The sequence below is a fragment of the Deferrisoma sp. genome (genome assembly GCF_054681715.1).
Map to the genome: position 1 here is coordinate 1 of NZ_BAAHFQ010000015.1, position 26,957 is coordinate 26,957.

At 73.2% G+C, this 26,957-nt stretch carries 21 protein-coding genes; 20 read left to right on the forward strand and 1 reads right to left on the reverse strand.

The window, feature by feature from the left end; all coding sequences use genetic code 11:
* The first annotated feature begins 26 nt into the window (after positions 1-26).
* The 14 genes from bamA (at position 27) to argC (ending at position 15,482) form a co-directional block, all read left to right on the forward strand.
* A complete protein-coding gene (gene bamA / locus ACY0I8_RS04045; RefSeq protein WP_461393687.1) occupies positions 27-2,276 on the forward strand; it encodes an outer membrane protein assembly factor BamA in 2,250 nt (749 codons plus the stop codon).
* A 165-nt stretch (positions 2,277-2,441) separates the two neighbouring features.
* Positions 2,442-2,972 (forward strand): OmpH/Skp family outer membrane protein, encoded by a 531-nt coding sequence (locus tag ACY0I8_RS04050; RefSeq protein WP_461393688.1) that lies wholly within the window; start codon positions 2,442-2,444, stop codon positions 2,970-2,972.
* 16 nt (positions 2,973-2,988) lie between these two features.
* Complete coding sequence (gene lpxD / locus ACY0I8_RS04055) at positions 2,989-4,023, forward strand: UDP-3-O-(3-hydroxymyristoyl)glucosamine N-acyltransferase (protein ID WP_461393689.1); 1,035 nt, start codon at positions 2,989-2,991, stop codon at positions 4,021-4,023.
* A gap of 42 nt (positions 4,024-4,065) precedes the next feature.
* A complete protein-coding gene (gene fabZ / locus ACY0I8_RS04060) occupies positions 4,066-4,509 on the forward strand; it encodes a 3-hydroxyacyl-ACP dehydratase FabZ (protein ID WP_459942457.1) in 444 nt (147 codons plus the stop codon).
* A gap of 244 nt (positions 4,510-4,753) precedes the next feature.
* Positions 4,754-5,530, forward strand: coding sequence for an acyl-ACP--UDP-N-acetylglucosamine O-acyltransferase (gene lpxA / locus ACY0I8_RS04065; RefSeq protein WP_461393690.1), 777 nt, complete (start codon positions 4,754-4,756; stop codon positions 5,528-5,530).
* Positions 5,527-6,333: an LpxI family protein gene (locus ACY0I8_RS04070; protein ID WP_461393691.1), complete on the forward strand. Its 807-nt coding sequence runs from the start codon at positions 5,527-5,529 to the stop codon at positions 6,331-6,333. Before lpxA ends, ACY0I8_RS04070 begins: the two co-directional genes overlap by 4 nt.
* Positions 6,323-7,411: a lipid-A-disaccharide synthase gene (lpxB, locus tag ACY0I8_RS04075; protein WP_461393692.1), complete on the forward strand. Its 1,089-nt coding sequence runs from the start codon at positions 6,323-6,325 to the stop codon at positions 7,409-7,411. Before ACY0I8_RS04070 ends, lpxB begins: the two co-directional genes overlap by 11 nt.
* Complete coding sequence (locus tag ACY0I8_RS04080; protein WP_461393693.1) at positions 7,408-9,198, forward strand: ABC transporter ATP-binding protein; 1,791 nt, start codon at positions 7,408-7,410, stop codon at positions 9,196-9,198. The genes lpxB and ACY0I8_RS04080 overlap by 4 nt, the downstream gene beginning before the upstream one ends.
* Positions 9,195-9,839 carry a lysophospholipid acyltransferase family protein gene (locus tag ACY0I8_RS04085; protein ID WP_461393694.1) on the forward strand — a complete coding sequence of 215 codons (645 nt, stop codon included), beginning with the start codon at positions 9,195-9,197 and terminating at the stop codon, positions 9,837-9,839. The genes ACY0I8_RS04080 and ACY0I8_RS04085 overlap by 4 nt, the downstream gene beginning before the upstream one ends.
* Positions 9,836-11,149 carry a 3-deoxy-D-manno-octulosonic acid transferase gene (locus tag ACY0I8_RS04090; protein ID WP_461393695.1) on the forward strand — a complete coding sequence of 438 codons (1,314 nt, stop codon included), beginning with the start codon at positions 9,836-9,838 and terminating at the stop codon, positions 11,147-11,149. The genes ACY0I8_RS04085 and ACY0I8_RS04090 overlap by 4 nt, the downstream gene beginning before the upstream one ends.
* 374 nt (positions 11,150-11,523) lie before the next feature.
* On the forward strand, positions 11,524-12,645 hold the full coding sequence (lpxK, locus tag ACY0I8_RS04095) for a tetraacyldisaccharide 4'-kinase (RefSeq protein WP_461393696.1): 1,122 nt from the start codon (positions 11,524-11,526) through the stop codon (positions 12,643-12,645).
* A 93-nt stretch (positions 12,646-12,738) separates the two neighbouring features.
* Positions 12,739-13,188, forward strand: a complete 450-nt coding sequence (locus ACY0I8_RS04100; RefSeq protein WP_461393697.1) for a PaaI family thioesterase — start codon at positions 12,739-12,741, stop codon at positions 13,186-13,188.
* Positions 13,185-14,393, forward strand: a complete 1,209-nt coding sequence (locus ACY0I8_RS04105; protein WP_461393698.1) for a M20 metallopeptidase family protein — start codon at positions 13,185-13,187, stop codon at positions 14,391-14,393. The genes ACY0I8_RS04100 and ACY0I8_RS04105 overlap by 4 nt, the downstream gene beginning before the upstream one ends.
* 57 nt (positions 14,394-14,450) lie before the next feature.
* Entirely contained in the window at positions 14,451-15,482 is a 1,032-nt protein-coding gene (gene argC / locus ACY0I8_RS04110; protein ID WP_461393699.1) for an N-acetyl-gamma-glutamyl-phosphate reductase, read from the forward strand.
* Between the two features lie 153 nt (positions 15,483-15,635).
* Here the strand turns inward: argC and ACY0I8_RS04115 are convergent, their stop codons facing one another.
* Positions 15,636-16,058 carry a hypothetical protein gene (locus tag ACY0I8_RS04115; protein ID WP_461393700.1) on the reverse strand — a complete coding sequence of 141 codons (423 nt, stop codon included), beginning with the start codon at positions 16,056-16,058 and terminating at the stop codon, positions 15,636-15,638.
* Between the two features lie 81 nt (positions 16,059-16,139).
* On the opposite strand from ACY0I8_RS04115, the gene ACY0I8_RS04120 reads away from it, so the two are divergent.
* The 6 genes from ACY0I8_RS04120 (at position 16,140) to ACY0I8_RS04145 (ending at position 26,887) form a co-directional block, all read left to right on the forward strand.
* Positions 16,140-16,400: a putative signal transducing protein gene (locus tag ACY0I8_RS04120; protein WP_461393701.1), complete on the forward strand. Its 261-nt coding sequence runs from the start codon at positions 16,140-16,142 to the stop codon at positions 16,398-16,400.
* A complete protein-coding gene (recC, locus tag ACY0I8_RS04125) occupies positions 16,397-19,618 on the forward strand; it encodes an exodeoxyribonuclease V subunit gamma (RefSeq protein WP_461393702.1) in 3,222 nt (1,073 codons plus the stop codon). Before ACY0I8_RS04120 ends, recC begins: the two co-directional genes overlap by 4 nt.
* 363 nt (positions 19,619-19,981) lie before the next feature.
* On the forward strand, positions 19,982-23,545 hold the full coding sequence (recB, locus tag ACY0I8_RS04130; protein WP_461393703.1) for an exodeoxyribonuclease V subunit beta: 3,564 nt from the start codon (positions 19,982-19,984) through the stop codon (positions 23,543-23,545).
* Positions 23,546-23,841: 296 nt separating this feature from the next.
* Positions 23,842-24,846: a carboxypeptidase-like regulatory domain-containing protein gene (locus ACY0I8_RS04135; protein WP_461393704.1), complete on the forward strand. Its 1,005-nt coding sequence runs from the start codon at positions 23,842-23,844 to the stop codon at positions 24,844-24,846.
* A gap of 6 nt (positions 24,847-24,852) precedes the next feature.
* Positions 24,853-25,476 (forward strand): hypothetical protein, encoded by a 624-nt coding sequence (locus ACY0I8_RS04140; protein ID WP_461393705.1) that lies wholly within the window; start codon positions 24,853-24,855, stop codon positions 25,474-25,476.
* Positions 25,477-25,843: 367 nt separating this feature from the next.
* A complete protein-coding gene (locus ACY0I8_RS04145; protein ID WP_461393706.1) occupies positions 25,844-26,887 on the forward strand; it encodes a transglutaminase-like domain-containing protein in 1,044 nt (347 codons plus the stop codon).
* Positions 26,888-26,957: the final 70 nt, after the last annotated feature.

The window sequence follows — 26,957 nt, forward strand, 5'->3', positions numbered from 1 at the left end:
ATCGCCTCGGTGGAAAGGAACGGACCGTGAGGCCCCGGGTGTGGCTGGCGGCCGTAATCCTGTGGGCCGCGCTCTTCGCCTCCGGGGCCCGGGCGGCCGAGGAGGTGCGGGAGGTGCGGGTCCGGGGGAACCTGCGGATCGAGGAGGGACTGATCCTCCAGCGGGTCGGGAGCCGGGCCGGCGCCCCTCTGGACCCCGACCAGGTGGGCGAGGACGTCCGGGCCATCTACGGCCTAGGGTACTTCGAGGACGTGGTGGCCGAGTTCGAGGACGGGGTGCTCGCCTTCCTCGTTCGGGAGCGGCCGGCGCTGCGGGAGTGGAAGGTGGAGGGCGCCGAGCACCTCGACCCCGAGGACTGGAAGGAGAAGATCACCCTACGGCCCCGGGCGATCCTTCTGGACGCCGACGTGGCCCGGGCCGAGGAGGCCCTTCGTGCCCTGTACCGGGAAAAGGGGTACTACCTGGCCGAGGTGACCCACGAGATCGTGCCCGTGGACGACGGCAAAAACCACGTGGACCTGGTGCTCCGGGTCCGGGAGGGAGAGAAAGTCAAGCTCAAGCGGCTGAACCTGGCTGGGGTCGCGAAGGCTGACGAGGAGGACCTGCGCAAGTACCTCACCCTCCGGCCGGCCGGGGCCTGGTCGTGGCTCACGGGCTCGGGCACGTTCCAAGAGACCGACCTGGAGCGGGACCGGGAGATGATCCGGGCCTACTACCTGAACCACGGGTTCGCCGAGGCCGAGGTTCTGGATCCCCTGGTCAGCCTAACCCCGGACCGGCGGTGGATCGTGGTGGACGTGCCGGTGCGGGAGGGGGAGACGTACACGTTCGGTGAGATCACCTTCTCGGGGGATCTGGAGTTCCCGGAGGAGGAGCTCGCGCGCTCGGCCGGCATTGAGGAGGGGGGCCTCTTCCGCAGCGAGGACCTGCGGCGGGCCTACCAGCGGCTCACCGACCTCTACGCCGATCTGGGCTACGCGTTCGCCGACGTGAACCCCCGGACCCGGGTGGACCCGGAGGGCCGGAAGGTGCACGTGGAGTTCCAAATCCACAAGGGCGACCGGGTCCGGATCGGCCGGATCGAGGTCAAGGGGAACACGAAGACCCGCGACCGGGTGGTGCGCCGGGAGATGCGGCTCGCGGAGGGGGATCTCTACAACGCCACGGCGCTCCGTAAAAGCGAGCGGGCGATCCAGCGGCTCGGGTTCTTCGAGAAGGTGCACCTCGCGACCCAGCGCCGGCCCGGCACCGACCGGGTGGACGTCACGGTCGAGGTCGAGGAGAAGCCCACCGGGGCCTTTAGCTTCGGGGCGGGGTACTCCTCGGTGGACAAGATCATCGGCATGGCCAACGTGAGCCAGCGGAACTTCCTCGGGCTGGGGTACCAGCTCGCCCTTCAGGCCAACTTCGGCTCGACCCGGGAGACCTACAGCTTCACGTTCAACAACCCCCGGGTGTTCGACACCGAGTGGTACTTCGGGTTCGATGCGTACAAGTCGATCCGGTCGTACACCGACTACGACAAGTACTCCCTGGGCGGGGATCTCAAGCTGGGCACGAGCCTCACCGAGGAATGGAAGCTCCGGGGTATCTACCGGCTCGAGGAGGCCGAGGTGAAAAACGTGAGCGACACGGCCTCGAGCACCATCCGGGACCAGATCGGCACCACGGTGACCTCGTCGCTCACGGGGCTTCTGATCTACGACACGGTGGACAACCCCTGGGAGCCCCACTCGGGCACCCGGGCCGAGTGGAGCGTGGAGTGGGCCGGCGGGCTCCTGGGCGGGGACGCCGCCTACCTCAAATACGGGTTCGACACGTCCCACTACCAGCCCCTGTGGTGGAACCACGTGTTCCACGTGCACGGCCGGGCCGGGTTCGTGCACTCCCTTCTCGGCCGCGACATCCCGGTCTACGAGCGCTACTACCTGGGGGGCATTAATAGCCTCCGGGGGTTCGACAGCCGCAGCATCGGCCCCCGCGACCCGGAGACCGGCGACGTGATCGGGGGCGACAAGGAGGTGCTCTTCAACGTGGAGTACCTCTTCCCCCTGATCGAGGAGGCGAAGCTCCGGGGGGTGATCTTCTACGACGCCGGAAACGCCTGGGACGAAGGGGAGGCGTTCTTCGAGACCGGGCTCCGCCAGTCGGCCGGGGCCGGGGTCCGGTGGTTCAGCCCCATGGGCCCCCTGCGGCTCGAGTGGGGCTACGTGCTCGACCGAAAACCCGGCGAGGACAACGCCCAGTGGGAGTTCACCATCGGCGGGTTCTTCTGAGCCCGGGGACCGCGTTTGGGGCACCACGGGGGGCACGGAGAACACGGAGATTCTGGAGAGGGGGTTCGGGTACCTGAGGAGGGCGGGGCATCGGTTCCGACGGGGGCGAACAGGGCCTCCCAGCTTCCGAGCTTCCCAGCCTTCCAGCATGAAAAGGAGGAACCGATGAGACGTTGCGTTGCGATCGGAGGCCTGTTTCTGGCGGCGTTTTTCCTGGCCCTGCCCGTCCGGGCGGCCGAGCCCGCCAAGGTGGCGGTGGTGGACCTGCAGCGCTGCCTGAACGAGTCGCGCATGGGCAAGAAGTACAAGGCCGAGTTCACGGCCGAGGCCGACCGCCGCAAGGCCGAACTCGAGAAGGAAGAGGCGGACTTGAAGGCCCTCAGGGAGGAACTCGAAAAGCAGGGCCTCGTCCTCTCCGAGACCGCCCGGGCCGAGAAAGAGCGCGAGTACAAGGAGCGGCTCGAGGCGTTCAAGGCCAAGTTCCAGGAGAGCCAGCAGGCCCTCCAGCGAAAGGACCAGGAGCTCACCCGCCGGATCCTCAAGGATCTCCAGGAGGTCGTGCGCAAGCTCGGGGAGCCCGCGGGGTACACCCTGATCCTCGAGCGCCAGGAGGCCGGCGTTCTCTTCGCCCCGAAGGCCATCGACATCACCGACGAGGTGATCCGCCGGTACGACGCCGGCGTGCCGGCCGAGTAGGGACGGGGCGGAAGGCATGAAGCTCTCCGAGTTGGCGGAAAAAATCGGGGCCGAGCTCCGGGGCGACCCCGGGGCCGAGGTCCTGCGGGTCTCCACCCTCGACCGGGCCGGGCCGGGGGAGGTCACGTTCCTCTCCAACCCCAAGTACCGGCCGCTTCTCGCGTCCACCCGGGCCACGGCCGTGATCGTGGGCCCGAACGACGCGGTGGAGGGGCCGGCCCTCCTGGTCACCGAGAACCCCTACCTGGCCTTTGCCCGGGCCGTGGCGCTTTTGCACCCCCGGCACCGGCCGGCGGCCGGGGTGGAGCCCGGGGCCTTCGTCCACCCCGAGGCCCGGCTGGGCGAGGGGGTGGCCGTGATGGCGGGGGCCTACGTGGACGCCGGGGCCGAGGTGGGGGACGGCACCGTGCTCTACCCCGGCGTCTACGTGGGCCGGGGGGCGCTGGTGGGCCGCGACTGCACGCTGTACCCCAACGCCGTGGTCCGTGAGGACTGCGTCCTGGGCGACCGGGTGGTGCTCCAGCCGGGGGCCGTGGTGGGCTCCGACGGGTACGGGTACGCCCGGGACGGACACCGCCACGTGCCGATCCCCCAGGTGGGCATCGTGGTCCTCGAGGACGACGTGGAGGTGGGGGCCAACACCACGATCGACCGGGCCGCCCTCGGGGAGACCCGGGTTGGACGGGGCACCAAGATCGACAACCTGGTCCAGATCGGCCACAACGTGCGGGTGGGGGAGGACTGCCTCATTGTGGCCCAGGTGGGGGTGAGCGGCTCGACCCGGATCGGGAACCGGGTGGTGCTGGCGGGGCAGGTGGGGGTGGCCGGCCACCTGACCGTGGGCGACGGGGCCATGGTGGGCGCCCAGTCGGGCATCGGCTCCGACGTGCCCCCGGGGGCCGTGGTGTCCGGAAGCCCCGCCATCCCCCACGGGGAGTGGCTCCGGGCCCAGGCCGTGGTGAAGCGGTTGCCGGAGATGCGCCGGGAGCTCAAGGCGCTGGAGCGGCGGTTGGCCGAGCTGGAGGCCCGGCTCGGCGACAACGGGACGTAAGGGTCATTCGCCCCCTCGGGGGCCGTTGGTCGGGGAGACGCCATGATCGACATCCAAAGGATTCTGACCTGCCTGCCCCACCGGTATCCGTTCCTTCTCGTGGACCGGGTGGTGGAGCTCGTGCCGGGGGAGCGGATCGAGGCGCTCAAGAACGTCACCGTGAACGAGCCGTTTTTCCCGGGCCACTTTCCGGGCCGGCCGATCATGCCGGGGGTCCTGATCGTCGAGGCCCTGGCCCAGGCCGGCGGGATCCTCGCCCTCCACACGACCCGGGAGTGCACCGAGGGCAAGCTCATGCTGTTCCGGGGCATCGACCGGGTGCGGTTCCGGCGGCCCGTGACACCGGGGGACCAACTCCGGCTCCACGTGCGGGTGGAAAAGCAGCGCCGCGGGTTTTGGAGCTTCGAGGCCGAGGCCCGGGTGGACGGAGAGGTGGCCACCGAGGCCCACCTCTCGGCCGTGATCACCGAGGAGAAGGGGGAGTGATCGGGGGCTGGGAGGCTGGGAGGCCAGGAAGCTAGGAAGCTAGGAAGCCACGAGGCGGAGCGCTTTCGTCGCCCAGCCACGCAGCGACGCCCAGACCGGAACCCGGGGCTCCGATTCCGGTTCCCGACAAGAGGTTTGTTTTCAAAGGATTCCGCGGGGAAGCCGGGATCCACGGGGGGTGAGCCTCCCAGCTTCCTAGCCTTCCAGCTTTTCGGCTTCCCCGCTGTTCCGTGAGGAGGTCCACATGAACATCGACCCGAGGGCCGTGGTGGCCGAGGGGGCCCAGATCGCCGAGGGGGTGGAGATCGGCCCGTTTGCCGTGATCGGGCCCAACGTGCGGATCGGCAGGGGCACCACCGTCGGGGCCCACGCCGTGGTGGACGGCTGGACCACGATCGGCGAGGGCTGCCGCGTGTTCCCCTTCGCCTCGGTGGGCACGGTCCCCCAGGACCTCAAATACGCGGGCGAGGAAGCCCGGCTCGAGATCGGAGACCGCACCGTGATTCGGGAGTTCACCACCTTGAACATTGGCACGGCCGGCGGGGGCGGGGTGACCCGGATCGGCTCGGACTGCCTCCTGATGGCCTATAGCCACGTGGCCCACGATTGCCAGCTCGGCGACCACGTGATCCTTGCGAACTCGGTCAACCTGGCCGGGCACGTGACCGTGGAGGACTGGGCGATCATCGGCGGGCTCTCGGCCGTGCACCAGTTCGTGCGGATCGGGGCCCACGCCTTCATCGGCGGGTGCTCGGCCGTGACTCTCGACGTGCCGCCGTTCGTCTCGGCGGCCGGGAACCGGGCCAAGCTCTTCGGCTTGAACCTCACCGGGCTCAAGCGCCGGGGGTTTTCGGACGCGAGCCTCAAGGCCCTGCGCCGGGCCTACCGGACCGTGTTCCAGTCGAACCTCACCCTGGAGAAGGCACTGGCTGAGATCCGGTCCGGGGACGACTTCGGGGTGCCCGAGGTTCGGCAGTTCGTGGAGTTCCTGGAACGGTCCGAACGGGGAGTGACGCGGTGAGCACGGAACGCATCGCGCTGATCGCGGGGGCGGGGGAGTTCCCCCGGCTGTTCGTGCGGGAGGCCCAAAAGCGCGGGGTGGAGCCGGTGGTGGTGGCCCTCAAGGAGGAGGCCGACCCGGCCATCGAGGCCGACGTGGACGAGGTCCACTGGATGCCCCTCGGGAAGGTGGGCAAGCTCCTGCGGCTCCTGGCCCGGGAGAAGGTCACCCGGGCCGTGGTGGCCGGGAAGGTTCACAAGACCCGGATCTTCAAGGACTTCCGCCCCGATGTGAAGGCCCTGACGCTGCTGTGGGGGCTTCGGGACCGCAAGGACGACACCATCATGGAGAAGGTGGCCGAGGTGCTCGCGGCCGAGGGGATCGAGCTCATCCCCCAGACCACCTTCATGGAGGAGTACCTGCCGGGGCCGGGGGTGTTCACGAAGCGCGAGCCCACCGCCGAGGAACGCGAGGACATCCGGTTCGGGGCCGAGATCGCCCGGGCCATGGGGGGGCTCGACATCGGCCAGACCGTGGTGGTGAAGCGGGGGGCCGTCCTGGCGGTGGAGGCCATCGAGGGCACCGACCAGGCGATCCGCCGGGGCGGGAGCCTCGGGAACGGGGACGTGGTGGTGGTCAAGGTGGCCAAGCCCGACCAGGACCTTCGGTTCGACGTGCCGGCGGTGGGGCTCGAAACCGTGTACGCCTGCCTCGACGCCCGGGCCCGGGTGCTCGCGATCGAGGGGGGCAAGACCTTCTTCTTCCAGCGGGACGAGGCGGTCGCCCTGGCCGACCGCCACCAGTTGACGATCGTTGCGTTCTGAGCCGGTTCTCGCCCTCTCGGCCGGGGAGGCCTCGGGGGATCTCCACGCGGGGAACCTGCTCGCGGCCCTGCGGGAACGGTTGCCGGTGCGGGCCTGGGCCCTGGGCGGGCCGCGGCTCGCCCAGGCCGGGGCCGAGGTGGTGGTGCCCTTCGAGGCCGTCTCGGCCATGGGGCTCCTGGAGGCGGCGGGGAAGCTCCCGGCCCTCTCGCGGGCCCGCCGGGTCCTGCGAGAGCGGCTGCGCACCGACCGCCCGGACCTCTTCGTTCCGGTGGACTTCGGCGGGTTCAACCTGGCCCTGGCCGCCGAGGCTCGGGCCCTGGGGATCCCGGTGCTCTACTACATCCCCCCCAAGGTCTGGGCCTGGGGCGGGTGGCGGGTGCGAAAGCTCCGTGAGAGGGTGGACGAGGCCCTGGTGATCCTTCCCTTCGAGGAGCGCTACCTGGCCGAGCGGGGCGTGCGGGCCACCTACGTGGGGTCGCCCGTGGCCGACCACGTGGCCGGCCGGCGTTGGCGGCCCGAACCGGGCCGGGTGGGGCTCCTGCCCGGGAGCCGGCGGGGCGAGATCGTCCGGATCTGGCCGCTCCTTCGGGAGGTGGCGGAGCGGCTCCGGGGGGAGCGGCCGCTCCGGTTCGAGGTGCCGCTCGCGCCCGGGGTGGACCGGGCCTGGTTCGGCGGGGCCGACGGCGTGGAGTTCACCGGCGACGCCCTCTCGGTGATGGAGCGAAGCGAGCTGGTGGTGGCGGCCTCGGGGACGGCTGCCCTGGAATGCGCCCTGGTGGGGGTGCCCACGGTGGTGGTGTACCGCGTGAACCCTTTGACCTACCTCCTGGGGAGGCTCCTCGTGCGGGTGCCCCACGTGTCCCTTCCCAACCTGATCGCGGGCCGCGAGGTGGTGCCCGAGTTCATCCAGCGGCCGGCCGCCGAGGTGGCCGGGGCGGCCCTGCGTCTCCTGGGGAATCGGGAGGCCCGGGAGGCGATGCTCCGGGGCTTCGACGAGGTGCGGTCGGCCGTGGGCGCGCCCGGCGCGGCCGGCCGGGCCGCCGACCGAATCGCCCGGTTCCTGGAGGAGCGGCCGTGAGCCGCCGACCCCTCGAACCCCCGAAGGGCCTTCGCGGACCCGACGACCTTCGATCCTGGCGGCTCCTCAAGGCCCTGGGCCGGTACTTCCGGCCCCACTGGCACCGGATCGCCTTTTCGTTCGCGTGCATGGCCGTGGTGGGGGCGTCGGCCGGGGCCACGGCGTGGCTCGTGAAACCGGTCCTCGACGACATCTTCATCCACCACGACGCCTTCAAGCTCAAGATCCTGCCGATCGCCGTGCTCGCCCTCTACGCCGTGAAGGGGGTGTGCCGGTATCTCCAGTCCTACACCATGCGCTGGGTGGGGGAAACCGTGATCCTCGCCATGCGCGACGACATGCTCACCCACCTCCAGTACCGGGAGTTCGCGTTCCACGAGAAAAATCCCACCGGCGCCCTGATCGCCCGGGTCACGAGCGACGTGGGGCTCATGCAGCGGGCCATCCCCGACCTGATCCAGCTCCTACGGGAGGCGGTGACCGCCGCGGGCCTGGTGGTGGTGCTGTTCACCCGGGATCCCTGGCTGGCATCGATCGCCCTGGTGGTGGCCCCGCTCGCGGCCCTGCCCATGAAGCGCATCAGTCACCTGGTGCGCCGCTACACCCGAAAGGGCCAGGAGCGGGTGGGGGATCTCTCCAACGTGCTCCAGGAGTCGTTTGCCGGGATCGAGGTGGTCAAAACGTTCGGGTGCGAGGAGCGCCAGATCGACCGGTTTCACCACGAGGGCGAGCGGCTCCGGCGGGTGAGCCTCAAGCGGGCGCGGCTCAACGAGGCCACGGCGCCGCTTCTGGAGTTCCTGGGGGCGGTGGCGGCCGCGGCCATCATCTGGTACGGCGGGAGCCGGGTGCTGGCCGGGGCCTCCACCCCGGGGGAGTTCTTCAGCTTCCTCACGGCGCTCTTCATGCTCTACGATCCCCTGAAGCGGGCCGGAAAGCTCAACAACTCGGTCCAGACGGCGCTCGCCGCGGCCGAGCGGGTGTTCGGCGTGATGGCCGAGCCCCTGCCGCCCTGCGAGCGCGGCGGGGACGTGGAGCTGGAGCCTCCGGTGGAGGAGGTGGAGTACGATGGCGTGCGGTTCGCCTACGACCCGGCCAAGGGCGAGGTGATCCGGGGGGTGAGCTTCCGGGCCCGGCGGGGCCAGGTGGTGGCCCTGGTGGGGGCGAGCGGATCCGGGAAATCCACGCTCCTGAAGCTCCTGCCGCGGTTCTACGACCCCACGGCCGGCGCGATCCGGATCAACGGCCGAGACATCCGGGAGTTCCAGATCGAAAGCCTGCGCCGGGCCATCGCCGTGGTCACCCAGAACACGTTCCTGTTCAACGACACGGTGCGCCAGAACCTCCTGGTGGGCCGGCCCACCGCGACCGACGACGAGGTGGAGGCCGCGGCCCGGGCCGCCCACGCCCACGAGTTCATCCAGGCCCTGCCCCAGGGCTACGACACCGTGGTGGGGGAGCGGGGCGATCTTTTGAGCGGGGGCCAGAAGCAGCGACTCGCCATCGCCCGGGCCATCCTGAAGGACGCCCCGATCCTCATCCTCGACGAGGCCACGAGCGCGTTGGATTCCGAGTCGGAGGCCGAGGTCCAGGCGGCCATGGAGGCCCTCATGGCCAACCGCACCACGTTCGTGATCGCCCACCGGCTCTCCACGGTGCGCCACGCCGATCTCATTCTGGTGCTCCGGGACGGCGAGGTGGTGGAGCGGGGCACCCACGACGAACTCCTGGCCCGGGGGGGCGAGTATGCCCGGCTGTGCCGGCTCCAGTTCGGGGGGGAGGCGGGGTGACCCCCCGGGCCCTGCGCTGGGCCGTGGCGGCCGGCACGGCGTACCTCGGGCTCGTGGGACGGACCGGCCGGTACCGGATCACCGGGTTCGAGGAGGTGGAGCGGCTCCGGCGGGAGGGCCCGGTGGTGTGGGCCTTCTGGCACAACCGGCTCCTGGGCCCGCTGGTGCCCTACGCGGGCCAGGCCATAGGGGTGGTGATCAGCCGGAGTTCCGACGGCGAGCTGATCAGCCGGATCGTGGAGCGGTTCGGGTACGTGCCGATCCGGGGGTCGTCGTCCCGAGGGGGCTCGGCGGCGCTACGGGGCGTGCTCCGGCACCTGGCCTCGGGCCGGGACGTGGCCCTCACGCCCGACGGGCCCCGGGGGCCCCGGTACCGGGTGCAGCCGGGGGCGGCCGCGGCCGCCATGCGCTCGGGGGCGCCCCTGGTGCCGGTGGGCGCCGCGTTCTCGAGGCGGTGGGTGGCTCCCTCCTGGGACCGGTTCCAGGTGCCCCTGCCCTTCGGCCGGACGGAGATCGTGATGGGGGAGCCCCTGCGGTTCGGCCGGGGCGACGACCCGGGCGAGGTGTGCGAGGCGATCCGCCGGACGCTCGACCGGGTCACGGCCCGGGCCGACGCCCGGGTGGGGTGGGTGCCGCCGTGACCGGGTGGGTGTGGCTGTACCGGGGGCTCGGCACGGCCGGGCTAGCGGCCGCCGCGCCGGTGCTCGCCCTCAAGGCCCGCCGCGACCCCCGGTTCCGCACGGGCTGGGGGGAGCGGCTGGCCCTCCGGGGCGATGCGCCCCGCAGGGCCGTGTGGGTCCACGGCGCGAGCGTGGGGGAGCTCCGGGCCGCGGCGCCCCTGGTGCGGGCCCTGGGGGAGCGGGGGCTGCGGCTCCTCGTCACGGCCACGAGCCCGGCCGGGGCCCAGGTGGCTCGGGAGCTCGCGGCCGGCCGGGGCGCGGGGCGGCTCCTGCCCCTGGACCCCTTGCCCTGGCTCGGGGCGTGGGTGGCCCGGCTGCGGCCCCGGGCCCTGGTGCTCGTGGAGACCGAGCTCTGGCCCGGGCTCCTCCACGCGGCCCGTGGCCGGGGCGTTCCGGTTCTGCTCGTGAACGCCCGGCTCTCGGATCGGGCGTTTCCCCGGTACCGGCTGGCGCGGCCTTTTCTGCGGCCCGTGCTCGGGTGGTTCGGCCGGATCCAGGCCCAGTCGGCCGAGCACGCCCGGCGGTTCGCCGCGCTGGGGGCCCCGGCCGACCGGCTCGAGGTGGGGGGAAATCTCAAGTTCGACCTGGCCGAGCCCGACCCGGACCATCCGGGAACCCGGGCGCTGCTGGGCGCCCGAGAGGCCGGCTGGGCCGTGGTGGTGGCCGGCTCCACCCACCCGGGGGAGGTGGGGCCCTTGGCCCGGGCCGTCGCGGCCCTGGGCGAGGGGGGGCTCCGGCCCGGGTTCGTGGTGGCTCCCCGGCACCTCGAGCGGATCGCCGCGGCCGAGGAGGATCTCCGGGCCGCCGGGTTCCGGCCGGTCCGGTGGGCCGCCTTTGAGGCCTCGGGCCGGCCCGCGGCCGACGCGTTCGCCGCGGGGGAGGCCCTGGTGGTGGACCGGATGGGGTGGCTCTCCCACCTCTACGGGGGCGCCTCGGCCGCGTTCGTGGGTGGGACCCTCGTGCCGGTCGGCGGCCACAACCCCCTGGAGGCCCTGGTGTGGGGCGTTCCGGTGATCGTGGGGCCCCATACCGGGAACATCCGGGATCTCCTGGCCGAGCTCCGGCCCGAAGGGCTCTGCGCCGAGGTGGACGGCCCGGCGGGGCTCGGGGGGGCTTTGGCGAGGCTTTTGGCGGACGCGGACGGGGCCGCCCGGGTGCGCGAGGCGGCCCGGGCGCTCTTTGCCCGAAACCGCGGCGCCACGGCCCGCGCCTTGGAGGCGGTGCTGGAGGCGATGGGTGAGCGTACGAATGCCTTCAAGAGTATTGCCTGAGGCGGGTGGGGGACTGGTTCCGGCCGGGTGCGAGTGCGGCACCCCTTTTCGCCGCGCCCTCGCATGCCGTTGCAGGGTCGGCAAGTCGGAGCGTCGGCAGCGGAAGTTCCGGAACTTCCAAAGCAATCCAAGCCCGGTGAGGCGCGGCAAGGTGAGGGGCCGCACCCGGCTCTCCACCAGCCCCCTACCCGCGGGTTTCCGTAGCAACGACGGGGACCTGACAATACTTCCGTTGGTGTTAGTAACCCGGCGCGGTGCTGCCGGCAAACCCTCCCGGAGTGGGGGAGCCGCGATCGGCGATGGCGACACAGAGGCTTCCCGGCCTCCCAGCTTCCCAGCTTCCTAGCTTTCGAGCCTTCCAGCGGAAGAACCCCGTGTCCCTCTACTTTTGGATCAAAGACCTCCTCTCCCGCCCGGCCCTGGGGCTGGGCTCCAAGCTGCTCCTGGCGCCCCTGGCCGTTGCCGGGTGGCTATACGCCCAGGTGCAGGCGGCCCGGCGCTGGGGGTACCGCCGGGGGCTGCTGCCCTCTTCGGACCCCGGCGTTCCCGTCGTGTCGGTCGGCAACGTGGCGGTGGGGGGCACCGGCAAGACCCCCTGCGTGGAGTGGGTGTGCCGGTGGTTCCTGGACCGCGGGATCCGGCCGGCGGTCCTGAGCCGCGGGTACGGGGGCGAGGCCGAGGGGCCGGTGACCGTGGTGTCCGACGGTCGGGGCCGGGTGGCCGGCTGGCGCGAGGCGGGGGACGAGCCGGTGCTCCTGGCCCGGCGGCTCCCGGGGGTGCCCGTGGTCGTGGGGCCCGACCGGCGGCTCACGGCCCGAAAGGCCGTGGAACTGGGGGCCCGGGTGCTCGTGCTGGACGACGGGTTCCAGCACCTGCGGCTCCGGCGCGACCTCGACATCGTCACCGTGGACGTGCAGAACCCCTTCGGGAACGGCTGGTGCCTGCCCCGGGGCCTCTTGCGGGAGCCGCCCCGGGCCCTGGCCGACGCCGACGTGGTTCTCCTGACCCGCACGAAGGGGGTGCCCCCGGACCGGGTCGAGCGGGCCCGGGCCCTCGTGTCCCGGTACGCCCCCGAGGCCCCGGTGCTCGCCACGTCCCACGAGCCGGCTTTCTGGGTGCCCCTTGGCGGCGGCGACCCCCTTCCCCTCGAGGCCCTCCGGGGAAAGAAGGTGCTCGCCTTCGCCGGCATCGGGAAGCCCGAGGCCTTCTTCCGGGACCTGGAGACCCTGGGGCTTCGGGTGGTCGAGGCCGTGCCGTTCCCCGACCACCACGCCTATACCGACGGCGACCGGGATCAGCTCGCCCGCTGGGCCGGGCTCGTGAACGCCGAGGCCCTGGTAACCACCGAAAAGGACGGGGTGCGGCTCGAGGGGCCGATCCCCTGCGGCGCGCCGACCCTGGCCCTCGCCATCGAGCTGCGGGTGGACGACCCGGGGCCGCTGGTCGCGGAACTGGAACGGGTCGCGGCCGCGGCGGGGGATCCCCCCGGCGCGTGAGGGCGGAGTGCCAGGCCGGATCTTGCGGCCGCCGACCGGCCGGGGCATCATGGGGTCTCGTTTCGTTTCCGACCCCGGCCGAAGGAGGTGGGCATGACCGCGAAACTCGCGCTCCCCGAACCCGTGCTCGAGGCGATCGCCGCCGAGGACCTCGACGCCCTGCGCACGGCCCTGGAAGGCTCCCCCCTGGCCCAGGCCCTGGGCATCGCGTACGAGAGCCTGGAGCCCGGCCGGGCCCGGGCCCGGCTACCGGCGGGGGATCTTCTCCCCAACTTCCTCGGGTTCGCCCACACCGGAGCCCTGTTCGCCCTGGCCGAGCAGGTCATGGCGGCCGCGGCCAACACCCTGGGGTTCGTGGGGCTCCCCCTGAACTGCGAGATCCATTTCGTGAAGGGCGCCGATCCCTCCCGGGACACCGTGGCCTCGGCCCACGTGGTGGACACCCAGGGCCGGATCGCCCGGGTGGTGGTGGAGGTGAAGCAGGACGACCTGGAAATCCTCCGGGTCACCGAGATGGTGTTCCTGCGCACGCCCCATCCATGAAGCCGGTTCCCCTCCCCGGCGACGTGGGGCGGGCCGCCGCGGCCCGGGCCGGCCTCCTGGTGGAGCTTCGGCGGGCCCTCCACCGTATCCCGGAGCCCGGATATCGGGAGGAGAGGACCACGGGGTTCGTCGAGGCGTTCCTGCGGGACCGGGGCCTTCCGTTCGAGCGGTTCCCCGGGGGCACCGGGGGCGTGGCGGTCTGGGGCGAGGGGGCCCGGGCCGTGCTCCTGCGGGCCGATCTCGACGCCCTGCGGATCGAGGAGGCCACGGGGCTTCCCTTCGCCTCGGAGCACCCGGGCCTCATGCACGCCTGCGGCCACGACGCCCACGCGGCCATGCTCCTCGCCGCGGCCGACTGTCTCGCCTCGGGCGAGGTGGAGCTCCCGGGCCGGGCGGTGCTCGTGTTCCAGCCCGCGGAGGAGGGGGGCGGCGGGGGCCGCCGGATGCTCGAGGACGGGCTCTTGGAGCGCCACCCCGTGGACGGGGCCCTGGCCCTCCACGTCTGGCCGGGTCTTCCCACGGGAACCGTGGGCGTCTCCCCCGGGCCCGTGATGGCCAGCATGGACCGGATCCGGCTCGTGTTCCGGGGCCGGGGCGGCCACGGGGCCCTGCCCCACCTCACCGTGGACCCGGTGGTCATGGCGGCCGAGGCCGTGCTCGCCCTCCAGACCCTGGTGAGCCGGGAGACCGACCCGCTGGAACCCGCGGTGCTCACCGTGGGGGCGATCCGGGCCGGCACGGCCGAGAACATCGTGCCCGACGAGGCGGAGCTCCTGGCCACCGTGCGGGCCTTCGACCCGGCCGTGCGGGAGAAGCTCCTCGCCGGCGTGGAGAGGATCGGCCGGGGGGTGGCCGCGACCCACGGCGGCGGGTTCGAGGTGGAGCGGGGCGAGGGGTATCCGGTCACCCGCAACGACCCGGCCGCCACCGGGCGGGTCCGGGAGGCCCTGGCGGCGCTTCTGGGCGAGGAGGCCGTGCGGCCGGCCCAGCGCACCATGGGGGCCGAGGACATGGGATTCGTGCTGGAGCGGGTCCCCGGGTGCTACCTCCAGCTCGGGGCCGCGGCCGATCCCTCCCGGGCCGAGCCCCTCCACAGCCCCCGGTTCGACCTGGACGAGGGCTGCCTGCTCGTGGGCACGGCGGTGCTGCTCGCGGCCGCCCGGGCGCTGCTGGAGCCGGGCGCCCCGGAGAACCCCTCCGGGTGACCCGAGACCGTAGACCGTAGACCGCAGACTGTGGACCGCAGTCTTCCGAGGAGTGCCATGACCGACGTGGGCATCATCGGCGCAAGCGGGTACACCGGGGCCGAGCTCGTGCGGCTCCTGTGTCGCCACCCCGAGGTCCGGATCACCGCGATCACGTCGCGCAAGTACGCGGGCCGGCCCCTGGGGGACTGCTTCCCGAGCCTGGGCCACCTGGACCTCACCTTCGTCTCCCACGAGGAGCCGGGCCTGTTCGACCGGGCCGAGGTGTTCTTCACGGCCCTGCCCCACAAGGCCAGCATGCCGGTGGTCAAGGCCCTCCTCGAGGCCGGCCGGAAGGTCATCGACCTCTCGGCCGACTTCCGGTTCGCCGACCCCACCCTGTACGAGGCCCACTACGGCCCCCACGCCTGCCCCGAGTTCCTGGCCGAGGCCGTGTACGGGCTCACCGAGGTCCACGGCGCGGCCGTGGAGCGTGCCCGGCTCGTGGGCAATCCCGGGTGCTACCCCACCAGCGTGCTCCTGCCCCTGGTGCCGCTCCTGCTCGAGCGGGTGATCCGGCCCGAGGGCATCGTGGCCGACTCCAAGTCCGGGGTGAGCGGGGCGGGCCGCGAGCCGAGCCAGGGAACCCTCTTTTGCGAGGTGAACGAGGGGTTCAAGGCGTACAAGGTGGCCTCCCACCGCCACGAGCCCGAGATCCGAAAGGAGCTCGAGCTCGCGGCCGGGTGCGAGGTGCCGGTGGTGTTCACCCCCCACCTCGTGCCCATGGACCGGGGGATCCTGTCGACCATCTACGCCCTGCCGGCCGACGGGGCCGACGCGGCCCGGGTCCGGGAGGTGTGGCGGGCGTTCTACCGGGGGGCGCCGTTCGTGCGGGTCCTGGACGAGGGCCGGTGGCCCAGCACGGCCGACGTGCGGGGCACGAACGCCTGCGCCATGGCCGTGGCCGACCACGGCGCGGGGCGGCTCGTGATCGTGAGCGTGATCGACAACCTGGTGAAGGGGGCGAGCGGCCAGGCCGTGCAGAACCTAAACCGCATGATGGGGTGGGACGAGACCCTGGGGCTGCCCCAGGAGGCGCTGTTCCCGTAATCGGGGGGGCAGAAGGCAGGGGGCGGAGGGCAGGCACCCCCCCCGGGCGCCGCCGAGGGGAAAGCCGCTCCCGCGGTCCGGAGCGGCCCACGAAGCCGGGGAGGAATGGGGTTCCGGGCTTCCCAGCCTCCTAACCTCCCAGCTTCCCGGCCGTTACCGGACCATCCGGATCTCCGCCAGGCCCCGGGCCTCGATGCGGTAGTTGCCGTAGTCGGTGACCCCGGTGAAAAGAAGCGTCCGGGCGAGCCGGCCCTCCAGGGCGTCGGCGCCCTCCACCTCCACCCGGGCCGCGAGCCGGGAGCCGTTTTCCTCCCCCAGGGTTACCTTCCGCACCTTGGCGAACGGCACCATCAGGGTGCCCTCGCCCCGCTCCAGGGGGAGAAACGTCTTCCCGTTGCAGGCCAGGAGCTCCACCCGGGTCACCACCCCCTGGCGGTCCACCAGTTCGGCCCGGTGGTTCTCCTTGGGCCGGGGAATCGTGTCGGAAACCGGCCCGGCGCCCCCGCCGCCCATGGCGGTGAGAAGCGGCAGGGCCGCGAGACAAAGGAGCCAGATGAAACCCCGACGCGTCGTCATGGCACTCCTCCCGGATGCGGATCCCGCCGCCCCGCGGGCGGCCGGAGCCTTGGTAGCACACTCCCCGACGGACCTCAAGCCGTGAGCTGGGCCGAGGTGTACGTGGCCTTGGATGCGGTGGAGGCCTCGGCGGTCACGGGGCTTCTCGCCTCGGCCGGCCTCGAGGTGCGGGTGCGGGACATGGGGGTCACCCCGTACCCCGTGTCCATCGGGCCGCTGGGGGAAAAGCGCATCGAGGTGCCGGCCGACCGGGCCGAGGAGGCCCGGCGGGTCCTGCGGCAGGCGGCCCGGGACGGGTACCTGCGCCCCGGGGCCCTGGTGCAGGAGGAAGACGAGGCATGACCCCGGGGTTCCGGCTCGTGCGCTCGAACCGGATGGAGCGGCTCGTGGAGGCCCTGGCCGAGCTTCTGGCCGAGCCCCTGCCCGACCCGCTCGCCGCCGAGGTGGTGGTGGTCCAGAACCGGGGGCTCGAGCGCTGGCTCACCCAGGAGCTCGCCCGGCGGTTCGGGGTGTGGATGAACGCCCGGTTCCCGTTTCCGGCGGCGGCCGTGGACGAGTGGTTCGACGCCGTCCTGGGCCCCGGCGATCCCCGGCGGCCCTGGGACCCGGACCTCCTCGTGTGGCGGGTGCTGGAGGTGCTGCCCGGCCTTCTCGAACGGCCCTCCTTCGGGTCGGTGCGCCGGTTCCTCGAGGCCGACCCCCGGCCCGGCCGCGCGTACCGGTTCGCGGCCCGGCTCGCCGACCTCTTCGACCGTTACACCGTGTACCGCCCCGACTGGGTGCTCGCCTGGGAGGCCGGCGGGCCGGCTCCCGAGGGGCTTGGGTGGCAGGCCGAGGCCTGGAGGGCCCTCGTCGAGCGGATCGGCGGCAACCACCGCGCCCGCCGGAGGGAGAGGTTCTTCGCCGCCCTCGACGGCGAGGCCGCCGGGCGGCTCCCCCACCGGGTGGTGGTGTTCGGGCTGTCGGCCCTTCCGCCCTTCTACGTGGAGGTGCTCGCCGCCGTGGCCCGGTACCGGCCGGTCGCGGTGTTTGCCCTCGACCCCTGCCGGGAGTGGTGGGCCGACATCGTGTCACCGGCCGAGAAGGCCCGAAGGGCCCGGAACGCCCCGGAGATCCGGGAGTACCTCACGGTGGGGAACCGGCTCCTGGCCACCCTGGGCCGGGCCGGCCGGGAGTTCCTGGAGCTCCTGTGGGACCGGGCCGAGCCGGCGGAGGACGACCGGTTCGAGCCCCCCGACGGCTCCACCGCCCTGGGCCGGCTCCAGGCCGACGTGCTGGACCTCGTCGACCGGGAACCGGGGGACCGCCTCCCCTGGCCCGGGGACGGCTCGATCCGGGTGGCCTCGTGCCACGGCCCCCTGCGGGAGGCCGAGGCCCTGCGGGACCACCTCCTGCGCCTGTTCGAGACCCGGCCCGATCTGCGCCCCGAGGACGTGGTGGTCATGACCCCCGACCTCGAGACCTACGGCCCCTTGATCTCGGCCGTGTTCCGGGGCGGGGACGAGGAGCCCACGATCCCCCACACCCTGTCGGACCGGGCCGGCCCGGCCGGGGGCGGACCGGCGGCCGGGTTCCTGCGGCTTCTGGAGGTGGCCCGGGGTCGGCTCCGGGCCCCCGAGGTTCTGGACCTCCTGGAGTGGCAGGGGATCCGGCGGCGGTTCGGGTGGGACGGCGAGGCCGTGGAGCGGGTGCGCACCTGGGTGGCCGAGGCCGGCGTCCGGTGGGGCCGTGACGCCGCCCACCGCGAGGCCCTGGGCCTCGGGACCTACGGGGAGCATTCCTGGCGGTTCGGGCTCGACCGGTTGGTGATCGGACGGGCCATGGCCCCGGGCCGGGAGCTCTGGCGGGGGGTCCACCCGTTCCCCGACGTGGAGGGCGGCGGGGACGCCGCGGCCCTGGAGGGGCTCGTGCGGTTTTGCCGGGCGCTCTTCGCCCTGGCCGACGACCTCGGCCGGCCCCGCCCGCCGGCGGCCTGGGCCGCGGACCTGGCGGCGTGGTTCGACCGGTTTTTCCGGGTGGAGGGGGCCGAGGAGCGGGAGGCCGGGGAGTTCCGCCGGGCCCTGGCCCGGCTCGCCGACGCCGGCGACGGGCCCGAGGTGGCCTTCGAGGCGGTGGCCGAGCACCTGGCCTCGGCCCTGGGCCGGGTCCGGGCCGAGGGCGGGTTCCTGTCGGGCGGGGTCACGGTGTGCGCCCTTCTGCCCATGCGCAGCGTGCCGTTTCGGGTGGTCTGCCTCGTGGGCCTCAACGACGGGGCCTTCCCCCGCACCGACCGGCCGCCGGGGTTTGACGGCATCGCCCGGGAGCCCCGGCGGGGCGACCGGTCGCTCCGGCACGAGGACCGGTACCTCTTCCTGGAGGCGCTCCTCTCGGCCCGGGAGCACCTGTACCTCAGCTACACGGGCCAGAGCGCCCGGGACAACGCCGAGATTCCTCCCTCGGTGCTGGTGAGCGAGCTCCTCGACGCCCTGGACCGGACCTTCGCCGTGCCCGAGGACACCCCGCCGCCCTCGGAGCGGGTGCGGGTGCGCCACCGGCTCCACCCCTTCAGCCCGGCCTACTTCCGGCCCGGGGCGGACCCCGGAAGCTACTCCCGGGCCGACGCCGACACGGCCCGGCGGCTCGCCGCGGCGGCCGAGCGGGAGGAGCGGGGTCCGTGGGCCCCCCGGCCGCTCCCCGAGCCCCCGGAGGAACTGCGGACCCTCACCCTCCAGGACCTGGAGCGGTTCTTCCGGAACCCGGCCGCCTACTTCCTGCGGGTCCGGCTGGGGGTGCGGCTCGAGGGGCCGGCCGAGGGGATCGAGGAGGCCGAACCCCTGGAGCCCGACACCCTGTCCCGCTACGGCCTGGCCCAGGAGATCCTGGACCTCCTGGCCGCGGGCGATGCGGTGGACGGGGCCCTGGAGCTCGCCCGGGCCCAGGGCCGGCTGCCCCCGGGGGAGGCCGGGGCCGTGGCGTTTTCCGACGCGGAGGGCCTGGCCCGGGGGGTCTGGGAGGCGGCCGGGGCCTTCGTGGCCGAGCCGCCGGTGGAGGTGGAGCCCCGGGAGCTCGAGCTCGGCCGCTTCCGGCTGCGGGTGGCCCTCGGGGGCGTGCGGCCCGGCGGGCTCGTGCTGTTTCGGCCGGCCGCGCCCAAGGGCAAGGACCGGGTGCGGGCCTGGGTGCGACACCTGGCCCTGTGCGCCCTCGCCCCCCCGGGGGTGGACCCCGTAACCCGGGTCGTGGGCAAGGACGCCAAGGGCTGGGCCTTCGGGCCGGTGGACGATCCCTTGGGGCTCCTGGCCGGGCTCCTGGAGCTCTACGAACGGGGGCTTCGCCAGCCGCTCCCGTTTGCCCCCGAGACCTCCTGGGGCTACGGGGAGGCCCGGTACGGCAAGGGGAAGGGGGAGCGCGAGGCCCTCGCCAGGGCCCGGTCGGCCTGGATCGGGTCGGAGTTCGCCCCGGGGGAGTGCCGGGACCCGGCGCTTCTCCACTGCTTCGGCGACGGGGGGCCCTTCGTGCCGGGTTTCGCGGAGACGGCCGAGGCGGTGTTCGGGCCCACGTTCGCCGTGGCCGAAGACCTGTGATCGGAATCTGCGAATGCCTTCAAACATACTGCCGGCGGCGGGTGGGGGACTGGTTCCGGCCGGGCGCGAGTGCGGCACCCTTTTCGCCGCGCCTTCGCATGCCGTTGCCGGCTCGCCAGGTCAGGACGCCGGCGGCGGAAGTTCCGGATCTTCCAGGCAATCCAGGCCCGGTGGGGCGCGGCGACGTGAGGGGCCGCACCCGGCTCTCCACCAGCCCCCCACCCGCTGGTTTCTGTAGCAACCACGAGGATCTGACAGCACTTCCGTTGGTGTTCGGACCCATCCGGCGGCAGTAGAGGCCCGAAGGGGGAACGGGGAGCCTCTTCGGCCGGTGGAACAAGAACCGAGGGGATACCGCACGGGATGACGACGCCCCGGATGTTCGAGATCCAAACCGCCCCGCTCACGGGCACCCATCTCATCGAGGCCAGCGCCGGCACGGGCAAGACCTACGCGCTCGCCGGCCTGGTGCTCCGGCTCGTGGTGGAGCGGCGCCTCCCCGTGGACCGGATCCTGGTGGTCACCTTCACGGTGGCGGCCACCGAGGAGCTGCGGGCCCGGATCCGGGACCGGCTGGCCGGGGCGCTGCGGGCCTTCGAGACCGGGGATGCCGGCGGCGACGACCTGCTCCGGCACCTCCTCCAGGCCGTGCCGGACCGGGCCCGGGCCCGGGACGACCTGACCCTGGCCCTGGCCGAGTTCGACCGGGCCCCGATCCACACGATCCACGGGTTCTGCCAGCGGCTGCTCCAAGACCTGGGGTTCGAGAGCGCCGGGCCGCTGGACCCGGAGGTGGTGCCCGACCCCGAGGCCGTGGTGGCCGAGGCCGTGCGGGACGTGTGGCGGCGCTTTGCCGTCTCGGCCCCCCCGATCCTGGCCGCGGACCTCGCCCGGAAGGGCCTGGGGCCTTCCGAGCTCCGGCGGACCCTGACCCCGTTCCTCGCCCACCCGGCCCTGGAGCTCCGGCCCCGGGTCACCCCCGACGACCTCGCGGCCCTGATCCGGTCGGTTGGGGAGGCGTTGGAGGCGTTCGAGGAGGCCTGGAGGGCCCGGGCCGAGGAGGTCCGGGAGCTCCTCGCCACCTCCCCCGCCCTGAACCGAAGGAGGAAGGAGTGGCGGCCCGAGTTCCTCGGGGCCGTGTGCGACGAGCTCACCCGGGCGGTCGGGTCCGGGACGTTCGGGACCGGGTTTCTGGGGGCCCTGGACCAGCTTTCGCCGGAAAAGCTCGCCGAGGGCACCAAGCCCGGGGCCGAGCCCCCGGCCCACCCGGCGCTCGCCGCCGCGGGCGCCCTGGCCGACGGGATCGCCCGGTTCCGCCGCGCGTTTCTGCCCGGGGCCCTGGCCGCGGTGCTCGAGACCCTCGACCGGGAGAAGGTGCGAAACGACCTCCTCTTCTTCTCGGATCTCCTCGTGCGGGTCCACCGGGGGCTCACGGGGCCGGGGGGCGAGGCGCTCGCGGCCGCGCTGCGGGAGCGCTACGCGGCGGCCCTGATCGACGAGTTCCAGGACACCGATCCGCTCCAGTACGAGATCTTCTCCCGGGTGTTCGGCGGCGGCACCCTGTACCTGATCGGTGACCCGAAGCAGGCCATCTACGGGTTCCGGGGGGCAGACGTGTTCGCCTACCTCCGGGCGGCCCGCGAGGCCGAGAACCGCCACACCTTGGGGTTCAACTGGCGCTCCGAGCCCGAGCTCCTCGAGGCCGTGGGCCGGGTGTTCGCCGTGGACCGGCCGTTTCTGCTGCCCGACATCGGGTTTCCCAAGGTCCGGCCCTCCCCCCGGGAAAAGCCCCGGCTCACCCTGGACGGCCGGGCCGAGCCCGCGCTGCGGGTCTGGTTCGTGCCCCGCACCGAGGAGCGCACGGGCCGGGGCGGCGTCATCAACAGGGGCTGGGCCGAAGAACACCTGCCCCGTGCCGTGGCCGCCGAGGTGGTGCGGCTCCTGGACCTCGGCCGCTCCGGCCGGGCCAAAATCGGCGATCGGGATCTCGGGGCCGGCGACCTCGCGATCCTGGTGCGGTCGAACCGCCAGGCCGAGGCCGTGCAGGAGGCCCTCCGGCGGGCCGGGGTGCCGGGGGTCCTCTACACCACCCGGAGCCTGTTCGAGACCCGGGAAGCCGCCGAGGTGTTGACCGCGGTGCGGGCCCTGGCCGAGCCGGGGAACGAGGGGCTCGTGCGTGCGGCCCTGGCCCTGGACTGGTTCGGGTTCGACGCGGCGGGGCTCCACCGGGTTCTGGAGGACGAGGCCGCCTGGGCCGGGTGGCTCGAGCGGTTCCGGGAGTGGCACGGCCTGTGGCACGACCGGGGGTTCCTGGCGGCCTACCGGGACCTCCTGGGCCAGGCCCGGGTGCGGGAGCACCTCCTTCGGTTCGCCGACGGCGAGCGCCGGGTTACGAACGTGGTCCATCTGGGCGAGGTGCTCGACGCCGCCGCCCGCCAGGGCGGGGCCGGGCCGGCCGGCCTCGTGCGCTGGCTCGAGGACCGGCTGGGCGGGCGGGGGGCAAATGACGAGGCCCACGAACTGCGGCTCGAAAGCGACGAGCGGGCCGTGAAGATCCTCACGGTGCACCGGTCGAAGGGCCTAGAGTTCCCGGTGGTCCTGGTGCCCTTTGCGTCGCTCGCCACCCCCGACATCGACGGGGAGCGCGGGCTTCTCTATCACGCCGACGACGGCGCCATGGTGCTGACCTTCGATCCGGCCGAGATCGAGGCAAACCTCCCCCGGGCCCGGGCCGAGGGGCTCTCCGAGGAGCTGCGGCTCTTCTACGTGGCCCTGACCCGGGCCAAGAACCGGGTGGCCTTCGCCTGGGGCGGGTTCCGGGACGTCGGCCGGACCCCGCCGGGATACCTCCTGCTGGGCGGGGCCGAGGGCGATGACCCGGTGGGGCGTCTGGCCGAGCGCAAGCCCGACGATGCCGAGCTCCGGGCGGTCCTGGGCCGGGTGGAGGGGCCCGGCGCCGCCGTGGAGGAGCCCGGGTTCGCCGACCCGCCCCGGCTCCGGCCCGAGGCTGCGGCACCCGAGGAGCTCCGGGCCCTGGAGTTCGGGGGCACGATCCGGGCCGACTGGCGGGTCACGAGCTTCACCGCCCTGGCCTCCGGGGCCGAGGCCGAGGAGGCCGATTACGACTGGGCCGAGCCGGCCGAGGAGCCCGAGGGGGAGGCCGAAGAGTTCCTGGGGTTCCCCCGCGGCGCCCGCACCGGGCTGTGCCTCCACGAGATGCTCGAACGCTGGGACGAGGCCGGCCCCACCCCGGAGGAGCGCCGGGCCTTTGCGGCCCGCCTCCTGCGGGCCCACGGGTTCGGGCCGGAGTGGGCCCCGGCCGTGACCCGGGTGCTCGACCGGGTGGGGGAAGTCGCCTTCGACGGGGTGCCGTTTCGCGAGGTGCCGCCCCACGACCGGCTCCACGAGGTGGCCTTCACCTTCCCCCTGCGGGCCCGGCAGGACGCGGCGCTGACGGCCCGGGAGCTCGCCTGGGCGCTCCGGGCGCCGGACCTGGCCGAGCGGTTTGGTCCGGCCCTCGACGGGGCCCTGGGCCGGCTCCAGTTTTCCCCGGTGCGGGGGTTCCTCCGGGGCGTCATGGACCTCGTGGTCCGGGTCGGGGAGCGCTACCACCTCGTGGATTGGAAGACGAACCACCTGGGCCCCCGGGCCGAGGACTACGGCCCCGAGGCCCTGGCCGCGGCCATGGCCCGGGACCACTACGTGCTCCAGTACCACCTCTACGCCGTGGCCCTGCACCTCCACCTCCGGGCCCGGCTCCCCGGTTACGACCCGGCCCGGCACCTGGGCGGGGTCCACTACGTGTTCCTCCGGGGCCTCGACCCCGCCCGCCCGGGCCAGGGGGTCTTCACCGACCCGATCCCCCCCGCCCGCCTGGAACGCCTCGTGGCGTGTCTGGGACCCACCGGGGGGGCGCAGGGAGGGTGAAGCGGGCCCTGCTCCGAATCTCTTCGAAAGCATTGCCGGACGTGGGTGGGGGACGGAGGCGGCCTCCAACCCTCCGGCCTCCCGCAATACCAAGTTGCGTTCAAACAGACACCCATCCCTGGGTCGAATCAGGAAACGGCAGCTCTGAACGCAACTTGGTATAACACCGCGAGGAAAATCTGATGATCGCTCCGTTGGTGCGCGTGGCCGCCGGAGGATGGAGAACCGGCTTGACAAGGAGGAACTCCGGGGTACAGAGGGCCCATCGGACTCCCGTCGGAAAAGGAGAACGCAACATGGCTCGTCGCGATGTTCCCGTGGGGTGGGTGGTGGGGCTTTGGGTTCTCTGCGTGGTGGCCGTTGCGGGGTGCGGGGGCACCACGGACACGCTGCTGAAGATTCCCTTCTTGTCCGTCACGGTGAAGGCGTTGGACGAGGGCGACCGGCCGATTGCCGGGGCCCGGGTGGAGGCCTCCGACGGGCAGCAGACCGTCACCGACGCCGAGGGGCTCGCCATCCTCAAGTTCGGGACCCTCGGGGTCCACACGATCACGGTGGCCGCCGAGGGCCGGGCGCCCACGACCCTTTCCGTGAGCATGCCGATGGACCGGGGCAAGACCCTGGTGGCCCGGCTGGGGAAGCCGGTGGAGGTCGGGGCCGGCATCGTCGTCGGGGGCGGGGGCGGGTTTTTCGGGGGCCTCATGGGCGCCCAGCTTTACCCGGTGCTGTTCCAGTCGATGTTCGCGGTCTACGGGTACAGCATGGACCTGGGGGCGTACGCGCCCGGACAGTGGACCGAGTGGGAGATGCGCTACGGCGGCGACGACGAGCCCCTGGTCCTGCGAAAGGCGTTCCTGACCCGGCTCCCCAACGGGCAGGAGTGGTGGCAGCTCAAGCTCACGGGCGAGACCCCCGAGGACAACCTGGTGCTGGAGGTCCTCTTCAGCCCCGACCGCGGCAGCCTCCGGCGGATGCGCCAGAAGGTGGGAGGGGGGGAGCCCCAGGAGGTGCCGGTGGCCGAGGGCTGGTACCACGAGCCGGTGGAGCTCACCCCCGAGTCCATCGAGGGCGCGGTCAAACAGCGGGGCGTCACGGTCAGGGTGCCGGCCGGCACGTTCCGGGCCGACCTGATGGAGTTCGCCGCCATGGGCGCGGGCGACGCGGTGCGGCTGTGGCGGGTGGACGCGGTGCCGGGCAGGGTGGTGCAGGTGCAGTTGGTGGAGGAGGGGGGGACCGTGGCCTGGGAGAGCCGGCTGCGGGCCCACGGCACCGGCGCCACGACCGAGTTGGGCTCCTACTGAGGCCCGGTGGCGCCGCACGGTAGCTCCGGTCGGGGGCGCCGGCTCGCGGCGCTCGGGACGGCGGCCCTCGTGGCCGCCGGGGTAGGGACCGCGCACGCGGCCGTGGCCGCCCCGCCCCCGGCCGAAACGCCCCGGGTGTCGGTCTACGCCTACGGGCCGTTCCCCCGCGGGGCCTCGGTGGTCCTCGCATCGGTCGCCGACGCACCCGGGCGGGAGGGAACCGGGGCCGGGGCCGAGCCGGCCGTTCGAAGGGCGTTCGTAGCGAGCGGGTTTGGGCCGGTGGCTCCGATCCGGCCCGGGGCATCCGGGGATCTCCCGGCTCTCGGCCGCTCCGCCTCGGCGGACCTCGCCTGCGATGCGGCCCTCACGGACTGGGAGCGAACCGAGCGGTCCCGTCCCCGGGTGGTCGCTCCGGTCCCCGGCGGGGCTTGGGTGGATCTCCCTCCCGAGGAGTCCGTGGTGGTGCGGGTGGGCGTGCGTCTCACCTGTGTGCGCACGGCCGACGGCCGGACCGTGTTCCAGGGGGCGGGATCGCTGGGGCCGGCCCAAGGCCGGACCCGGGTCGAGGCTCTGGAAACCCTGGTCGAGGCCCTCCTGGCCCGCTGGCGCGAGGCGGCCGGCGGGCCCTGATACGAAGTATTGCCGGGGGCGGGTGGGGGACTGGTTCCGGCCGGGCGCGAGTGCGGCACCCTTTTCGCCGCGCCTTTCCATGCCGTTGTCGGCTCGGCAGGGCGGGGCGGCGGTGGCGGACGTTCCGGATCTTTACAAAGCGATTCGGGCGTGGTGATGGCGCGGCGAGGTAAGGGGCCGCACCCGGCTCTCCACCAGCCCCCCACCCGCGGGTTTCCGTTGCAACGCCTGGGATCTGACATTCCCTCTCCCCATGGTTTCGTCTTCCCCCGTCGGAAGAACCGATTGGTGTTCGCCCGCCCCGGGATGTTAGTCCTTTTCGCGCACGGTGGACGCAGACCGAATCTCGTTGCGCGGAGGGACGACCATGGGCAGGAGCGGACTGCGGGGGGCGGGCTGGATCGCCGGGGTTCTCGTCGGTGTGGCCGCCATGGCCTGGGCGGGGGACACGCCGGAGACGGTGGCCGGCCGGCTCGTGTGGAGCTTCGACCTCTCGGCCCACCCGGCCGGGGAGACCCACCTCTGGGTGCCGTATCCGGTGTCGGATGGCCGGCAGTGGGTCACCGAGGTGCGGATCGAGGGCGACTACGCCAACGCCGAGGTGGTGACCGACCGGACCTACTCCACCCCCATGCTCCACGCCGTCTGGCCGGCGGGGGCCGGGAGCCGGCGCCTCGGGTTTTCGTTCCGGGTCGAGCGAACGGCCGTGCGCCAGAGGGATCTCCCCGCGCCGGACGCCCCCGACGCGCCGTGGAATCCCAAGGACTTCGAGCTCTGGCTCCGGCCCTCGAAGCTCGTGGCCACCGGCGGCATCGTGGAGGAGACGGCCCGGAAGATCGTGGCCGGAAAGACGACCGTGCTCGAGAAAGCCCGGGCCGTGTACGAGTGGGTGTGCCGGAACACCTACCGGAACCCCGAGACCCGCGGGTGCGGCGCCGGGGACGTGTGCCGGCTGTTGGAGGAGGACCCGGGCGGGAAGTGCGGGGACATCTCGTCGGTGTTCGTGGCCCTGGCCCGGGCCGCGGGGGTGCCGGCCCGGCACGTGCTGGGGATCCGGCTCGGCAAGGAGGACGGGCAGGAGGTGACCACCTGGCAGCACTGCTGGGCCGAGTTCTACCTGCCGGGGTACGGCTGGGTGCTCGTGGACCCGGCCGACGTGCGAAAGATGATGCTCAAGCGGGGCCTCGGCCGCACCGATCCGGTGCCGGCCGACCTAATGGAGTTCTACTGGGCCGGGGCGGACCCCTACCGGGTGAAGCTCGCCGTGGGCCGGGACCTCACCCTGAACCCGCCCCAGAAGGCCGGCCCGGTGAACTACCTCATGTACCCCTACGCCGAGGTGGTCGGAAAGCCCCTGGACTGGCTCGACCCCCGGGCCTTCCGCTATGAAATCCGGTACCAGCGGCACTAAGGGCGAGAAGAGGGGGCGATCCGGTGCCGGTCGGGCACCCGGCCGGAGCCGGATCGCCGCCGGCGTCCGG

What these genes read in the sequence shown, in the direction of transcription:
- ACY0I8_RS04050 (WP_461393688.1), top strand. Translation starts at nt 2,442, where the DNA reads ATGAGACGTTGCGTTGCGATCGGAGGCCTGTTTCTGGCGGCGTTTTTC.
- lpxD (WP_461393689.1), top strand. Translation starts at nt 2,989, where the DNA reads ATGAAGCTCTCCGAGTTGGCGGAAAAAATCGGGGCCGAGCTCCGGGGC.
- fabZ (WP_459942457.1), top strand. Translation starts at nt 4,066, where the DNA reads ATGATCGACATCCAAAGGATTCTGACCTGCCTGCCCCACCGGTATCCG.
- lpxA (WP_461393690.1), top strand. Translation starts at nt 4,754, where the DNA reads ATGAACATCGACCCGAGGGCCGTGGTGGCCGAGGGGGCCCAGATCGCC.
- ACY0I8_RS04100 (WP_461393697.1), top strand. Translation starts at nt 12,739, where the DNA reads ATGACCGCGAAACTCGCGCTCCCCGAACCCGTGCTCGAGGCGATCGCC.
- ACY0I8_RS04105 (WP_461393698.1), top strand. Translation starts at nt 13,185, where the DNA reads ATGAAGCCGGTTCCCCTCCCCGGCGACGTGGGGCGGGCCGCCGCGGCC.
- argC (WP_461393699.1), top strand. Translation starts at nt 14,451, where the DNA reads ATGACCGACGTGGGCATCATCGGCGCAAGCGGGTACACCGGGGCCGAG.
- ACY0I8_RS04115 (WP_461393700.1), bottom strand. Translation starts at nt 16,058, where the DNA reads ATGACGACGCGTCGGGGTTTCATCTGGCTCCTTTGTCTCGCGGCCCTG.
- recC (WP_461393702.1), top strand. Translation starts at nt 16,397, where the DNA reads ATGACCCCGGGGTTCCGGCTCGTGCGCTCGAACCGGATGGAGCGGCTC.
- recB (WP_461393703.1), top strand. Translation starts at nt 19,982, where the DNA reads ATGACGACGCCCCGGATGTTCGAGATCCAAACCGCCCCGCTCACGGGC.
- ACY0I8_RS04135 (WP_461393704.1), top strand. Translation starts at nt 23,842, where the DNA reads ATGGCTCGTCGCGATGTTCCCGTGGGGTGGGTGGTGGGGCTTTGGGTT.
- ACY0I8_RS04145 (WP_461393706.1), top strand. Translation starts at nt 25,844, where the DNA reads ATGGGCAGGAGCGGACTGCGGGGGGCGGGCTGGATCGCCGGGGTTCTC.